This is a genomic window from Faecalibacterium sp. 9, from assembly GCF_048320955.1.
GTDB classification, from domain to species: domain Bacteria; phylum Bacillota; class Clostridia; order Oscillospirales; family Ruminococcaceae; genus Faecalibacterium; species Faecalibacterium wellingii.
Map to the genome: position 1 here is coordinate 68,754 of NZ_JBLWGB010000002.1, position 15,869 is coordinate 84,622.

A 15,869-nucleotide genomic window follows, 5' to 3' on the forward strand; every position below is an offset into this window, starting at 1 on the left:
AGGGGATTGCTGTGAAAAAACGATTTCGTGCGGTGCTGCTGAGTCTGGGATTCCTGTTCCTGCTGGCACAGCCTGCATTTGCGGCAGAGCTGGGCGAGCCCAATATCACACCGCAGACTACCATGCGGGAACTGCGGGAAAACCCATCATTGAAAGCTTCCGGATACTATACTTACTGCAGGGAAATGCTGCCCATCGAAAGCAATTACTGGAACAATAAAACACTGGCCCAGTATGCAAAACCGCAGCTGGTCTATGATTGCGCGGATGCGATGAACCTTGTGATCGAAAACTACAATAAGGGCGTACAGGTCACATGGCAGGTGTACACTCCGGAAGATATTGCGGAAAATTCTTCTCTGGGCATGGTGCAGCTGTTTTATTACCCGGCGGAAGGATCCGGCGGGCGTTATGCGATAGTGTTGCCAGGCAACGGAAGCACCATCACCTCAGAAATGGAAGAGGGCGGCTCTGCTGCCAGCCAGCTGCATGCGATGGGTTATACCGTATTTGTGCTGCGGTATCGTTCTTTTCTGGACGCAACGGACAATGCGCCGCTGGACGATATTGGCCGCGCTGTGCAGTTCATCACGCAGAATGCAGAGCGGTTCGGCGTACAGGCAGAAGGGTATGCCATTACAGCGTTTTCCTCTGGCGGACAGCTGGCTGGACTGTTCTGCAACGAGGAGGTCGGCTGGGGCAGATACAGTGTGCCCAAGCCCGGTGCGCTGCTTATGGCCTATCCGGTCATCAACTTCAACGAGGTCAAGCTGCTGTATCATGTGCTGATGGATCCGGGCGAGTGCGGCTGGCGCTTTTACTGTTCCAGTGTAGCCGATGTGGTAACGGATGATTACCCGCCGGTGTACTTCTGGTATGGCAAAAATGATATCATCCTGCCGCTGATGGACCTGCAGAAGCAGGGCCCTGCCTTTGAAAAAGCTTTGCAGGCACATGGTGTGCCATACCAGATGCATGTATATAAAAATGCAGGACACAGCATTGGCACAGGGCGTGGCACAGACGCCGAAGGCTGGCTGACGGAGGCAGCTGCGTTCTGGGAAGAACAGGTCGGATAAAAAGGAGGCGCGGCAATGAAACACAAACTCTGTACAGCTGCAGTGTGCATCGGGCTGCTGCTGGCTCTGGCACTGCCCGCGTGGGCGGCAGAATACGGTGAAGCCAATATTACCCCGCAGACCACGATGAATGAGCTGAGGGAAAATCCCAGCATCGTGGGCTCCGGCCTGTACACCTACTCGCGTGAGCAGGACTGCACCCTGAAACAAGCCTACTGGGGTACACAGGAACTTGAAAAGTTCTCCAACCAGTGGACGGCACAGGATGCGGCAGAGGGCCTCAATCAGCTGATCCGGAATTATAATGCGGGCATCCAGATCACCTACCCGCTGTATACGGCAGAGGAAATTGCGCAGGACACCAGCCGGGATGTTGTGGAGCTGTACTATTTTCCGGCGCAGGGAGAAACGAAAAACCGGAAATATGCACTGGTGCTGGGTGGAAATGCCCTGATTACCAGCGCCGAGATCCGCGAGGGCATATCTACGGCGTGGCAGATGAACCAGATGGGCTATACTACGTTTGTGCTGCGCTACCGTATTGGGATACGGGCAGGTGGCAACGCACCCATGGAAGATGTGGCGCGGGCAGTGCAGTATATCACCGCACATGCAGAGCAGTTTGATGTGCAGCCGGAGCAGTATGCGGTGATCGGATACTCTTCCGGCGGACAGATCACCGGTCTGTTCGGTACGGATGCAGTGGGATACCGGAACTACGGCTTGCCAAAGCCTGGTGCTCTGCTGCTGGGTTATCCGGTAAATACATTCCGGGAACTGAAACCGGGCTATCGGATCCTGCTGGATCCCGATGTGCTTGCACAGCGGTATTACGATATGAATGTGTCGGACTATATAACGCCGGATTACCCACCGACCTTTTTCTGGTGTGGCAAAAATGACCTGACGCTTATGCTGATGGACTGGTACGCACAAATTCCGCAGCTTCAAAAAGCGATGGAGAAGAACGGCGTGCCCTATGTCAGCCATGTGTATGATAACGCGCCGCATTCGATTTCTACAGGACGCGGCACCGATGCAGAAGGCTGGCTGAACGAGGCTGTTGCATTCTGGGAAGAACAGACAAAATAAAAAAACACGCAGATCCGGGCTTTGCAGCTGCACAGCCCGGATTTTGCAATGGGAGACGAAAATGGAATTTCTGGCATTTCTTTACACGGTGCTGCTGGTGGCCATCTGCCTGATGATGGCGCTGCTGCTCTACCGCTCGGCAAAGCCGACGGCCAGCCGGGACGATACGGAACTGAAGGAATGGCTGCGCCAGCAGCTGGATGCGCAGAGCCGTCAGATGGAAGCAAAGCTGGCAGAGATGTCTCAGCAAAACCTTGCCGCCATGGGGCAGATCAGTGAGACGCTGCAGGCTTCTGTGCAGAGTATGAGCACCGCCCTTGCTGCCGGGCAGGGCAGTCAGCAGCAGACCATGGAGCAGCGGCTCCAGGGGCTGGAAGCCTCCAATGCCCGTAAGCTGGAAGAGATGCGCCGCACCCTTGCCGAGGGCCTGACCACCTTGCAGGCCCAGAACGCCCAGAAGCTGGACGAGATCCGGCATACCGTGGACGAGCAGCTGCAGGATGCCCTGCAAAAGCGGGTGACTGAGAGCTTCAAAGCGGTCAATGACCAGCTGGAACAGGTATATAAGGGTCTTGGCGAGATGCAGAACCTTGCCGCCGATGTGGGCGGGCTGAAACAGGTACTTTCCGGCGTGAAGACCCGCGGCATTCTGGGCGAGATCCAACTGGGTGCGATTCTGGAAGAGATCCTTGCCCCGGAACAGTACGACACCAATGTGGCCACCATCCCGGGCAGTACCCAGCGGGTGGAATATGCCATCCGGATGCCCGGCGCGGACGGCGGCACGGTCTGGCTGCCCATCGATTCCAAGTTCCCCGGCGATACCTATGCTCACCTGCAGGACGCGCAGGCTTCCGGCGACGCACAGGCTGTGGAGAACGCCCGCCACGCACTGGAGCTGGTGCTGCGCAGCGAGGCCAAGGACATCCGGGAAAAATATGTGGAGCCGCCCTATACCACGGCCTTCGGCATCCTGTTCCTGCCGTTTGAGGGCCTGTATGCCGAGGTGGTGAACGCCGGTCTGCTGGAAGTGCTGCAGCGGGACTATCAGGTGAACATCGCGGGCCCCAGCACCATGGCGGCGCTGCTCAACAGTCTGCAGATGGGCTTCAAGACCCTTGCCATCCAGAAGCGTTCCGGCGAGGTGTGGCAGCTGCTGGGTGCGGTAAAGACCGAATTTGACAAGTTCGGGCAGGGACTTTCCAAGATGCAGCAGCGTCTGCGCCAGACCGACGAAGAGCTGGATAACCTCATCGGGGTGCGCAGCCGTGCCATCAGCCGCAAGCTGCGGGCGGTGCAGACCATGGACGAGGGCGCTGCTGCCGCGCTGCTGGAGCTGGACAACGAGCCGGGCAGACCGGTGGCGGCACGTCTGCCGGAGAGTGGGGAAGAGCTCTGATGCGCAGAATATTCCCGCGTTATCCCTTGCGATTTTTCTGACGATGTGGTATGATAGGAACTGTTCTCAGAAACAACCGCCGCAAAAACGCGGCACTGCATAAAAATATAAATAAGGAGACCGAGCATTATGAGCGTAAACAAGATCAGTGAAGCCATTCTGGGCGTTGGCGTGGATGATACCACCATCGACCTGTTCGAGAGCCAGTATCCGGTGCCCACCGGCGTCAGCTATAATTCCTATGTCATTCTGGACGAGAAGACCGCCGTTCTGGATACGGTGGATGCCCGCGCCACCGAGCCGTGGCTGGAGAACCTGACCGAAGCTCTGGCAGGCCGTAAGCCGGATTATCTGGTGGTCTCCCACATGGAGCCGGACCACGGCGCAAATATCGCAAAGCTGGCGGCACTCTATCCGGAGATGCAGGTGGTGGGCAACGCCAAGACCTTCCTGTATATGGATCAGTTCTTTGGTGCTGATGCTGTGGCAAAGGAGCGCCGCGTGGTGGTGAAGGACGGCGAGAGCCTGAGCCTTGGCACCCACACCCTGACCTTTGTCTTTGCCCCCATGGTGCACTGGCCGGAGGTCATGGTCAGCTATGAGAGCAGCGAGAAGGTGCTGTTCTCCGCTGATGGCTTCGGCCGCTTTGGCGCTGTGGCAAAGTTTGACGAAAAGGCCGACTGGGCCAGCGAAGCCCGCCGCTACTACCTGAACATCGTAGGCAAGTACGGCCCGCAGGTACAGGCGCTGCTGAAAAAGGCAGCGGCGCTGGATATCCGGACCATCTGCCCGCTGCACGGTCCGGTGCTGACCGGAGATCTGGGCAAGTATCTGAACTACTACGATATCTGGTCCAGCTACAAGCCCGAGGAGCCGGAAAAGATCCTTGTGGCAAGTGCTTCCATCCACGGCCACACCCGTGCAGCAGCCCACCTCATGGCAGAAAAGCTGCGTGCAAAGGGCGCAAAGGTAGTGGAGATGGACCTGACCCGCACTGATGTGTCCTATGCCGTCACCGAAGCCTTCCGCTGCGGAAAGATCGTGCTGGCCTGCGCCACCTATGACGGCTTCCTCTTCCCGCCGATGGAGAATCTGCTGACCCACCTCAAGACCAAGAGCTTCCAGAACCGCACGGTCGGCCTGATGGAGAATGGCACCTGGGCACCCATGGCTGCAAAGCTCATGCGCGCCGAGTTGGAAGGCATGAAGAACATCACGGTCTGTGAGAATGTGGTTACCATCCGTTCTGCTGCCAATGCCGCCGCAGAAGCCCAGATGGATGCTCTGGCTGCGGAGATCATGGAAAAGTAAACAGAATGGTCTGTACAGGGTCGCTGCCTGCCGGAGAGCCTCGGCGGGTAGCGGCCTTTTTGCAGCCATTGAACAGACGAAAGAAGTCTGATATAATACAGCTAAAACATATGGTGGGAGGAGCTCAGGAGTGTTAAAATCGATACACAGGGATGTGCTGCAATGGTGGAAAGGCCCGGATAAAAAGTATTTTTGTGTGATGCTTGGGTTTGCTGTTGTGGTGTATTTTCCACTAATGAGTCAAAAACTGACAAATACATTTGACGGACTTTGGATGGATACATATTATATTGCCGGCGGCTGGGAACTTTCTATCGGCAGATGGCTCTGGCCGCTTGCAGATGCGCTGAGGTTTGGCGTTCAGACGGACCCGATCAATTCGCTGCTTACGCTCTCGCTCGTGACACTTTCGTTTATTCTGGTGCGCAGGCTCTTTACGACAAAGGATTCGTTTCTTACCTATCTGCTGGGAATGGCATTTATCTCAAGTGCATCGGTCAGCATCCAACTGTCGTATCGGTACATGTCACCGATCTTCGGATTATCGCTTTTTCTCTCGGTTGCTGCAGCATACTGTGTGATCCGCACGGAAAATAAGGTCAGAGCAGTTGTGCAGGGTACAGTGTGCTTGGCACTGAGTCTGGGTCTGTATCAGGCAAATCTCGGGAGCTTCTGCCTGATCCTTCTGGTCTATTTCCTCATGCTTCTGTTTCAAAAGCCGGATCGCAGCCTGATTCATGGGCATATTGCAAAAAGTCTTTGCAGTGCGGCGGCTGGCGTGGTATTGTATTATCTGACCCTGAAGATTGTTTTGCTGGTTACAGGCTTTCAGATGTCGGAATACAACGGAGCTGCGAGTGTTTCGCCGCTTTATGTTTTAAAGCGGCTGCCCATAGGAGTAGCAAAGGCATACCAGATCTTTGGGGTCTATTTTTTCCGGAACCAGTATCGGAACAATATTCTGCAGGCGGTGGGCTTTTTTGCGCTGATCATTTTGCTGGTCGGATTCGGGCTGTTAAAACGCTTTTGGCGGGTCGTGCAGAGCAGAGATCTGGAATACATTTTGCTGAGCGCTGCGGCGTTGGCTGTGCTGCCGGCAGTGTGCAATGTGATGCTGTTGATCACCAGCGAAGCGACCTGGCGTCTGCAGATGGCAGGGGCACTGGACTTGTTTATCCCTTTGTGCATCCTTCTGCTGGATGTGACCCGGAAGGAACAGCCTCAAAATGAAAAATTAAGGATGGCGGCTATCGGAGGGGCCGTCCTTTTGGCAGGCCTTATCGTATACGGCAATGTTTATATGAGGGCGGTCGATCAGGAAGCGATGTATGAAGGCAGAAAATCGCTAAAGACCATGACGGACCGGATCGCGGACGATCTAATCGACTTTGGATATTTTGACGGAGAAGAGCGGCTGCCGGTGGTGTTTGTGGGCAGACCCAGTTCAAACTCGGCTTTCCTGATGAGAGAATATTACCTGTACGCAAACACGTATGCCCAGATAGGCCGATTCTGGGGTGACGCCGATGTTGCCCGGCAGGTGTGGAAGAGCGTTTTTCAGAATATCACACCGGTCAACTTTACCTATGGAAGAGTGGAACGTTACCTTGAAGTTTATGCGGAAAGCGAAACGGAGCAGATGCCGACTTATCCGCAGGAGGGGTATATCCGGCAGATCGGAGATACGGTGGTCGTCAAGATCTCGGACGATTACAAGGATGAGCTGACCAGCGCGGAAGAAGAAAAGCCGCTGTCGGGCTTTTTTGAACTCGGGCAGGTAGACAATGGCTTTTATGAGCCGTGGAAAGAGGAAGAATGAACCTGTCTGAAAAATGCGGTTGAGTGCGGCATTTGCGGAAACTGCGTGCGCAGCCCTTGCAAACTTCCGCGAAATGTGGTAGTATACATATGGTTATGAACCTGAATACTCCCAAACGCAGCGACGGAGAGAGTAGGTCTGTACCGCACGGCAAAGAGAGAAGCTTCACCGGCTGAAAGGGCTTCCGTGTGCGGGCTGGCTGAAGTTCGCTCCTGAGCGGTCTGTGCGAAAGGCGAAAGCTCACTAGCACAGAACGGTTGCGCCCCGTTACGGCGTTCTGAGAGCCGCCCGGCATCTGTGCACGGGTGGAAACCGGGTGGTACCGCGGAGCAGAAGAATTACAGCTTCGTCCCTTTTGCCTGAGAAATCGGGCAGGGGACGGAGCTTTTTTGTTGCACTCCGCTCATCAACACGAAGAATAAAGGAGAGAACATCCATGCAAGCAATGATCGACGAGCTGGCAAAACAGGCCGCTGAAAGCCTTGGTCAGGTGTCCGGCAAGGAAACGCTGGCCTCCTTCTGGCAGGAGTACCTCAGCAAAAACGGCAAGATCCCTGCCCTGATGAAGAATCTGCGCACCGTTGCGCCGGAAGAGCGTCCTGCCATGGGCAAGATCATCAACGAACTCAAGGCAAAGGTGCAGGCAGACTATGACGCTGCTGCAGAACAGGTGAAGCAGGCAGAACTTGCTGCCCGCAATGCTGCGGAGACGGTGGACATCACCCTGCCCGCCAAGACCCGCCCCATGGGCGGCCTGCACCCGCTGACCCTGATCACCAACCAGATCATCGACGTGTTCTCCGGCATGGGCTTTTCGGTGGGTACCTTCCCGGAGATCGAGGACGATGACCACAACTTTACCCGTCTGAACGTGCCCAAGGATCACCCGGCACGCGACATGCAGGACACCTTCTACCTGTCGGAGGAGTTCCTGCTGCGCACCCAGACCTCCGGCGGTCAGATCCGCACCATGGACGTTCAGAAGCCGCCCATCAAGATCCTGATGCCCGGCCGTGTGTTCCGCTCCGACTCGGACGCTACCCACAGCCCCATGTTCCACCAGATGGAAGGTCTGGTGGTGGATAAGGGCATCACGCTGGGCGACCTGCAGGGCGCACTGAACACCTTCGTGCAGAAACTGTTCGGTGCTGACACCCGCACCCGCCTGCGTCCCTCTTATTTCCCGTTCACCGAGCCCAGCGTGGAGGTGGACGTGAGCTGCTTCGAGTGCCACGGCAAGGGATGCCCGCTGTGCAAGCACACCGGCTGGATCGAGGTGCTGGGCGGCGGCGTTGTCAACCGCAAGGTGCTGGAGAACTGCAATATCGACCCGGACGAGTATTCCGGTTTCGCCTTCGGCATTGGCATCGAGCGTATCGCCATGCTGAAGTATGGCGTCAACAACATCGGCCTGATGTTCGAGAACAACCTGCAGTTCCTCAAACAGTTCCACGAATAAGAGGGGAGAGAAGAGACAATGAAAGTACCTTTCAGCTGGTTAAAAGAATTTGTAGATATCGACGTTACTGCGCAGGAACTGGAGGAAAAGCTCTTCTCCTGCGGCTTTGAGGTCGAAGAGCTGATCCCGCTGGATGCCGGCATCAGCAAGGTGGTCGTCGGCAAGATCGTGGAGATGGAAAAGCAGGAGGGCACCCACCTGACCAAGTGTGTGGTGGACTGCGGCGACTACGGCCACGACATCCGCATCAGCACCGGTGCCGCCAATATGAAGCTGGGCGACTGCGTGCCCGCTGCTCTGGATGGTTCCACCCTGCCCGGCGGCATCAAGATCAAGGCCCGCAAGATGCAGGGCGTGGAGTCCAACGGTATGCTGTGCTCCGGCGAAGAGCTGGGTCTGAACGACGACCTGTTCCCGGGCTCTGAGGTCTACGGCCTGCTCATCCTGCCCGAGGATTCTGTCCCCGGCACCGACATTGCCCCCGTGGTGGGTCTGGATGACTATATCTTTGATATCTCCATCACCGCGAACCGCCCGGACTGCCAGTCCGTTCTGGGCATCGCCCGCGAGGTGGCTGCCGTTCTGGGTAAGCCCCTGCACATGCCCGCCATGGACTACAAGACTGTCTGCGAGCCGGATGCGCCCATCACCGTCAAGGTGGAGGCACCGGACCTGTGCCCCCGCTACATGGCACACTATGTGCGCAACATCCGCATGGGCGAGTCTCCCCGCTGGATGAAGCGCCATCTGGCTCTGTGCGGCCTGCGCTCCATCAGCAACGTGGTGGATATCACCAACCACACCCTGCTGGAAATGGGCCAGCCCATGCACGCCTTTGACCTGAACAAGGTCGCCGGCCGCACCATCGATGTGCGCCGTGCCCATGAGGGTGAGAAGATCGTCACACTGGACGAGAAGGAATTTACCCTGAACCCCAACAATCTGGTCATCTGCGATGCCGAAAAGCCGGTGGCACTTGCCGGCATCATGGGCGGCGCAAACTCCGGCATGGATGAGAACACCACCAGCCTGCTGTTTGAGTGCGCCACCTTCGCCCGCGACTGCGTGCGTAAGACCAGCCGCGCTCTGGGCCAGAACAGCGATTCCTCCGCCCGCTACGAGAAGGGTGTGGACCGCCACTCTCCCGAACTGGGCCTTGCCCGTGCCCTGCACCTGATCCAGGAGCTGGACTGCGGCGACATCACCACGCTGGAATATGACCTGACCGATGGCCGCCCGATGGAGCGCAAGCACATCGTTACCACCCCGGCTAAGATTTGCGGCGTGCTGGGCATCACCGTGCCGGATCAGACCATGATCGACATTCTGCAGCGTCTGGAGTTCACGGTGGATGTACAGGCCGATGGCAGCTGGGATGTGTCCGCACCCCTGTACCGCGAGGACGTGGAGAGCTTCCCGGATCTGGCCGAGGAGGTCATCCGTGAGTACGGCTACGACCACATCGTGCCCACCTTCCTGAACACCGCCTCCGTTACAAACGGCGGTCTGAACTACGACCAGAAGCAGCAGCTCAAGACCAAGCGTCTGCTGGCTGCGCAGGGCTTCTACGAGGCCTCTACGCTGGCCTTCTACTCCAACGCAGAACTGGATATGCTGCACATCCCGGCGGATGATGCTGCCCGCAAGGCCATCCGCATCCTGAACCCCATCAGTGAGAATCTGTCCATCATGCGTACCCTGCTGGCTCCCTCCATGCTGAACGTCATTGTGGACAATCTCAAGAAGGGCAACACGGAAGGCCGTCTGTTCGAGATGGCACCGGTGTATCTTGCCAAGGAACTGCCCATCAATGAGCATCCGCACGAGCGCCAGACCCTGTGCATCGGTGCATTCGGCCCTGAAGAGGATTTCTTCACCGTCAAGGGTGCACTGGAAGCACTGGCGGCCGGCTTTGGCCTGAGCTTTGACTACAAGCGCGAGACCACTCCGTGGCTGCACCCCGGCATCAGCGCCGCTGTTTACTGTGGTGACAAGCGTCTGGGTGTGTTTGGCAAGCTGTCCAACGAGATCAACGGCGAGCTGGAAATTGCAAAGGATCAGAAGGATAGCCAGAACATTTATCTGGGCGAGCTGGATTACGAGGCTCTGATGTCCTGCGTGGACGGCGAACTGCGCTATCAGCCGCTCAGCCCCTATGCTGCTGTCAAGCGTGATCTGGCACTGGTCTGCGATGAAAAGACTACCTGCGGTGAAATCGAAGAGACCATCAAGAAGGCCAGCCCTCTGGTGGGTGAGATCAAGCTGTTCGATATCTACCGCGGCGCAAATCTGGGCGAGGGTAAGAAGAGCATGGCATTCACCCTGTCTCTGTCCGACCCGAAGAAGGAAGTTTCCACTGAGGAAGTGGAGCGTGTGGTCAAGAAGATCCTCGGCAATCTGAAGTTCAAGCTTGGCATCGAGATCCGCTAACTTTACTATATAAGTAATATAAGGCCGTCTGTGCAGGAATGCGCAGGCGGCTTTTTTGCGTAAAAAGAGAACGTTGAATACAAGAAAATGAACGTTTTTCAGCAGCACAAGAAAAAAGATGAAAAAAATCTGTCAAAAAGTGTTGACAAGGAGGCGGGGGTGTGGTATTATACTTGAGCGCCAAGCGCTGAGGCAAAAGAATGACTTCCGAAACCTCGGCAGGAAGCCTTTGAAAAGAACCAATAGACGCTGAAAAGTTTCAGTTTGTTCTGAGAAACTTCTTGGATGTCCAAGTTCAGAAAGTTCAAAAGCTTCTAAAAAATAAGGCTTGACAAAAAACCACTTCGGTGGTACAATAAACAGGTCGTCAGCCGCAAGGCTGAGGCGCACAGGACCTTGAAAATTGAACAATATCGAAAAAACTTGTAAGGAACCTTTATGTGTTTGGAAAAACACTTAAAACAATTCCAAAAGTAATTCACACAGGACGCAAGCGATTGCGTGCTGAGCGAACAAGATTTAACACTTTTAAGTGATAAATATCATTTATAAAGAGTTTGATCCTGGCTCAGGACGAACGCTGGCGGCGCGCCTAACACATGCAAGTCGAACGAGCGAGAGAGAGCTTGCTTTCTCGAGCGAGTGGCGAACGGGTGAGTAACGCGTGAGGAACCTGCCTCAAAGAGGGGGACAACAGTTGGAAACGACTGCTAATACCGCATAAGCCCACGGCTCGGCATCGAGCAGAGGGAAAAGGAGCAATCCGCTTTGAGATGGCCTCGCGTCCGATTAGCTAGTTGGTGAGGTAACGGCCCACCAAGGCGACGATCGGTAGCCGGACTGAGAGGTTGAACGGCCACATTGGGACTGAGACACGGCCCAGACTCCTACGGGAGGCAGCAGTGGGGAATATTGCACAATGGGGGAAACCCTGATGCAGCGACGCCGCGTGGAGGAAGAAGGTCTTCGGATTGTAAACTCCTGTTGTTGGGGAAGATAATGACGGTACCCAACAAGGAAGTGACGGCTAACTACGTGCCAGCAGCCGCGGTAAAACGTAGGTCACAAGCGTTGTCCGGAATTACTGGGTGTAAAGGGAGCGCAGGCGGGAAGACAAGTTGGAAGTGAAATCTATGGGCTCAACCCATAAACTGCTTTCAAAACTGTTTTTCTTGAGTAGTGCAGAGGTAGGCGGAATTCCCGGTGTAGCGGTGGAATGCGTAGATATCGGGAGGAACACCAGTGGCGAAGGCGGCCTACTGGGCACCAACTGACGCTGAGGCTCGAAAGTGTGGGTAGCAAACAGGATTAGATACCCTGGTAGTCCACACCGTAAACGATGATTACTAGGTGTTGGAGGATTGACCCCTTCAGTGCCGCAGTTAACACAATAAGTAATCCACCTGGGGAGTACGACCGCAAGGTTGAAACTCAAAGGAATTGACGGGGGCCCGCACAAGCAGTGGAGTATGTGGTTTAATTCGACGCAACGCGAAGAACCTTACCAAGTCTTGACATCCCTTGACGATGCTGGAAACAGTATTTCTCTTCGGAGCAAGGAGACAGGTGGTGCATGGTTGTCGTCAGCTCGTGTCGTGAGATGTTGGGTTAAGTCCCGCAACGAGCGCAACCCTTATGGTCAGTTACTACGCAAGAGGACTCTGGCCAGACTGCCGTTGACAAAACGGAGGAAGGTGGGGATGACGTCAAATCATCATGCCCTTTATGACTTGGGCTACACACGTACTACAATGGCGTTAAACAAAGAGAAGCAAGACCGCGAGGTGGAGCAAAACTCAGAAACAACGTCCCAGTTCGGACTGCAGGCTGCAACTCGCCTGCACGAAGTCGGAATTGCTAGTAATCGTGGATCAGCATGCCACGGTGAATACGTTCCCGGGCCTTGTACACACCGCCCGTCACACCATGAGAGCCGGGGGGACCCGAAGTCGGTAGTCTAACCGCAAGGAGGACGCCGCCGAAGGTAAAACTGGTGATTGGGGTGAAGTCGTAACAAGGTAGCCGTAGGAGAACCTGCGGCTGGATCACCTCCTTTCTAAGGAGTCAGGCGAAAGAGCAGGACATCAAAAGATGGACGAGTCTTTCGGACAGGTTTAAACGAGTAGAGTAGATATTGTTCGATTTTGAGGGCCCTGAAGAGCGAAAGCTCGAAAGAACCTTCAAAGACGTACCTTGAAAACTGAATAATAACTGCGAAACAAAGATTATAGTAAGTTCTTTTTTAAGAAATATTACAATTTCAAAAGGAAGGGTAACAATAATCTTCGTTGGCAAGAGAGAATCAAGAGGATACCAAATGTTCTTGAAAGAACGTTTGAAAGGTCAAGCGAACAAGGGCGCAGGGCGAATGCCTTGGCACTGGGAGCCGATGAAAGACGTGATAAGCTGCGATAAGCTTCGGGGAGCTGCAAATAAGCATTGATCCGGAGATTTCTGAATGAGGAAACTCACCTGGGTTCATACTCAGGTACGTTATACTGAACTTCAAAATAGGTATATCGAGGGAACCGCCTGAACTGAAACATCTAAGTAGGGCGAGGAAGAGACATCAAACGAGATTCCGTAAGTAGTGGCGAGCGAACGCGGAAGAGGGCAAACCGAGAGTAGAAATACTTTCGGGGTACGGAGCGCATTTAGGACTTAAGTTGTTAACCGAACGGCATGGGAAGGCCGGTCAGAGAGTGTGAGAACCACGTAGGTGAAAACGACAAGAGCCGAGCGAATTCCAGAGTACGGCCAGACACGTGAAACCTGGTCGGAATACGGGGGGACCACCCTCCAACCCTAAATACTACCCAGTGACCGATAGCGTATAGTACTGTGAAGGAAAGGTGAAAAGCACCCCGGGAGGGGAGTGAAAAAGAACCTGAAACCCTGTGCCTACAAGCACCTAGAGCGCGTCAAAGCGTGATAGGGTACTTTTTGTAGAACGGTCCGGCGAGCGATTGTATGCAGCAAGGTTAAGGACTTAAGGTCTGGAGCCGAAGCGAAAGCGAGTTTGAAAAGGGCGTTAAGTTGCATATAATGGGCCCGAAACCGGGTGACCTACCCATGGTCAGGTTGAAGTGGAAGTAAAATTCCATGGAGGACCGAACCGACCTCCGTTGAAAAGGCGGCGGATGAACTGTGGGTAGCGGAGAAATTCCAATCGAACCCGGAGATAGCTGGTTCTCCCCGAAATAGTTTTAGGACTAGCCTCAAGTTAGATACCTGGAGGTAAAGCACTGAATAGCCTAGCGGCCGAGAGGTTAGCGAAGCTTATCAAACTCAGAATGCCAGAGTATTGATGCTTGGGAGTCAGACAGTGTCAGATAAATGTCATTGTCAAAAGGGAAACAGCCCAGATCTACAGCTAAGGTCCCAAAGTCAGGTTAAGTGGAAAACGATGTGAAGATACGCAGACAACCAGGATGTTGGCTCAGAAGCAGCCACTCATTCAAAGAGTGCGTAATAGCTCACTGGTCGAGCGTCTTTGCGCGGAGAATTTAACGGGGCTAAACCTGACACCGAAGCTTAGGCAATACAGCAATGTATTGGGTAGGGGAGCGTTGTATACGCGGTGAAACAGTAGCGTAAGCGGCTGTGGAGTGTATAGAAGTGAGAATGCCGGAATGAGTAGCGCGAATGCAGTGAGAATCTGCATGGCCGAAAGCCTCAGGTTTCTGGAGGAAGGTTCGTCCGCTCCAGGTCAGTCGGGAGCTAAGGTGAGGCCTAACGGCGTAGCCGATGCACAGACGGTAGAGATTCCGTCACCACCAAAAGAGTTAAACACAGGGACACATATGAAGTCTCGGAGCCGGGTGTTGGTTCCGGTAGCGATCGAGGGAAGTTAGTACCGAAGTCCGGGATGGAAGATGGCGAGAAAAGCTGTGTGTATTTCTGCGGTGCCCGTACCGCAAACCGACACAGGTAGGTAGGAAGAAGATTCTAAGGCCAACGGGAGAAGGGTTGTTAAGGAACTCGGCAAATTGACCCCGTAACTTCGGGAGAAGGGGTGCTGCAGCAATGCAGCCGCAGAGAATCGGCCCAAGCAACTGTTTACCAAAAACACAGGTTTGTGCTAAATCGAAAGATGACGTATACGAGCTGACGCCTGCCCGGTGCTGGAAGGTTAAGAGGAGATGTGCAAGCATTGAATCGAAGCCCCAGTGAACGGCGGCCGTAACTATAACGGTCCTAAGGTAGCGAAATTCCTTGTCAGGTAAGTTCTGACCCGCATGAAAGGCGTAATGATTTGGGCACTGTCTCAACAGCCCGCCCGGCGAAATTGTAGTACCGGTGAAGATGCCGGTTACCCGCGACAAGACGGAAAGACCCCATGGAGCTTTACTGTAGCCTAATATTGGGTTTCGATGTTGCATGCACAGGATAGATGGGACACTGGGAAACAGGTGCTTTGGCGCTTGCGGAGTGGCCGTTGGGATACCATCCTTGCGATATTGGAATTCTAACCTGCGCCTTTGAATCAAGGCGGGGGACATTGTTAGGTGGGCAGTTTGACTGGGGCGGTCGCCTCCTAAAGAGTAACGGAGGCGTTCAAAGGTTCGCTCAGCTTGAACGGAAATCAAGCAAAAGAGTGCAAACGCAGAAGCGAGCCTAACTGCGAGACTGACGGGTCGAGCAGTAACGAAAGTTGGAGTTAGTGATCCGGTGGTATGTGAGTGGAAATGCCATCGCTCAACGGATAAAAGTTACCCTGGGGATAACAGGCTGATCTCCCCCAAGAGTCCACATCGACGGGGAGGTTTGGCACCTCGATGTCGGCTCATCGCATCCTGGGGCTGTATTCGGTCCCAAGGGTTTGGCTGTTCGCCAATTAAAGCGGTACGCGAGCTGGGTTCAGAACGTCGTGAGACAGTTCGGTCCCTATCTGTCGTGGGCGCAGGATATTTGATGGGAGCTGTTCCTAGTACGAGAGGACCGGAGCGGACGTACCTCTGGCGCACCAGTTGTTCTGCCAAGAGCATAGCTGGGCAACTATGTACGGATCGGATAAACGCTGAAAGCATCTAAGCGTGAAGCCGACCCAAAGATAAGATATCCCATTGTTTCAAACAAGTAAGACCCCTTGAAGACTACAAGGTTGATAGGCACGATGTGTAAGTGGAGCGATCCATTCAGCAAGCGTGTACTAATAGGTCGAGGGTTTGACCACAATTCGCTTGAGACTCTCAAGAGTCAACGAAAAAATGCTAGCAGTGATTATTCAGTTTTGAAGGCACGTCCTTCTAAGAAACACTGGACAAAGTACAACAGATA

The 15,869-nt window shown here is 54.5% G+C and carries 7 protein-coding genes, 2 rRNA genes and 1 other annotated feature; all 9 genes read left to right on the top strand.

Annotated elements, in window-relative coordinates:
- Window positions 1-11: 11 nt before the first annotated feature.
- The 9 genes from ACKXF9_RS08975 (at window position 12) to ACKXF9_RS09015 (ending at window position 15,765) form a co-directional block, all read left to right on the top strand.
- The gene (locus tag ACKXF9_RS08975) at window positions 12-1,079 is read left to right on the top strand and encodes an alpha/beta hydrolase (protein WP_418265944.1); all 1,068 of its coding nucleotides are present in this window, start codon (window positions 12-14) and stop codon (window positions 1,077-1,079) included.
- A gap of 15 nt (window positions 1,080-1,094) precedes the next feature.
- Complete coding sequence (locus ACKXF9_RS08980) at window positions 1,095-2,171, top strand: alpha/beta hydrolase (protein ID WP_339395110.1); 1,077 nt, start codon at window positions 1,095-1,097, stop codon at window positions 2,169-2,171.
- A 61-nt stretch (window positions 2,172-2,232) separates the two neighbouring features.
- On the top strand, window positions 2,233-3,570 hold the full coding sequence (rmuC, locus tag ACKXF9_RS08985; RefSeq protein ID WP_418265945.1) for a DNA recombination protein RmuC: 1,338 nt from the start codon (window positions 2,233-2,235) through the stop codon (window positions 3,568-3,570).
- A 129-nt stretch (window positions 3,571-3,699) separates the two neighbouring features.
- Complete coding sequence (locus ACKXF9_RS08990; protein ID WP_348583257.1) at window positions 3,700-4,881, top strand: FprA family A-type flavoprotein; 1,182 nt, start codon at window positions 3,700-3,702, stop codon at window positions 4,879-4,881.
- Window positions 4,882-5,011: 130 nt separating this feature from the next.
- Window positions 5,012-6,700: a glucosyltransferase domain-containing protein gene (locus ACKXF9_RS08995; protein ID WP_418265946.1), complete on the top strand. Its 1,689-nt coding sequence runs from the start codon at window positions 5,012-5,014 to the stop codon at window positions 6,698-6,700.
- A gap of 111 nt (window positions 6,701-6,811) precedes the next feature.
- Window positions 6,812-7,057 (top strand) — a binding site (T-box leader).
- Between the two features lie 79 nt (window positions 7,058-7,136).
- On the top strand, window positions 7,137-8,159 hold the full coding sequence (pheS, locus tag ACKXF9_RS09000) for a phenylalanine--tRNA ligase subunit alpha (RefSeq protein WP_418265947.1): 1,023 nt from the start codon (window positions 7,137-7,139) through the stop codon (window positions 8,157-8,159).
- An 18-nt stretch (window positions 8,160-8,177) separates the two neighbouring features.
- Window positions 8,178-10,589 carry a phenylalanine--tRNA ligase subunit beta gene (pheT, locus tag ACKXF9_RS09005; RefSeq protein ID WP_418265948.1) on the top strand — a complete coding sequence of 804 codons (2,412 nt, stop codon included), beginning with the start codon at window positions 8,178-8,180 and terminating at the stop codon, window positions 10,587-10,589.
- A gap of 545 nt (window positions 10,590-11,134) precedes the next feature.
- Window positions 11,135-12,645 (top strand): 16S ribosomal RNA (locus ACKXF9_RS09010).
- 285 nt (window positions 12,646-12,930) lie between these two features.
- A 23S ribosomal RNA gene (locus ACKXF9_RS09015) occupies window positions 12,931-15,765 on the top strand.
- The 16S and 23S rRNA genes sit together here, the layout of an rRNA operon.
- Window positions 15,766-15,869: the final 104 nt, after the last annotated feature.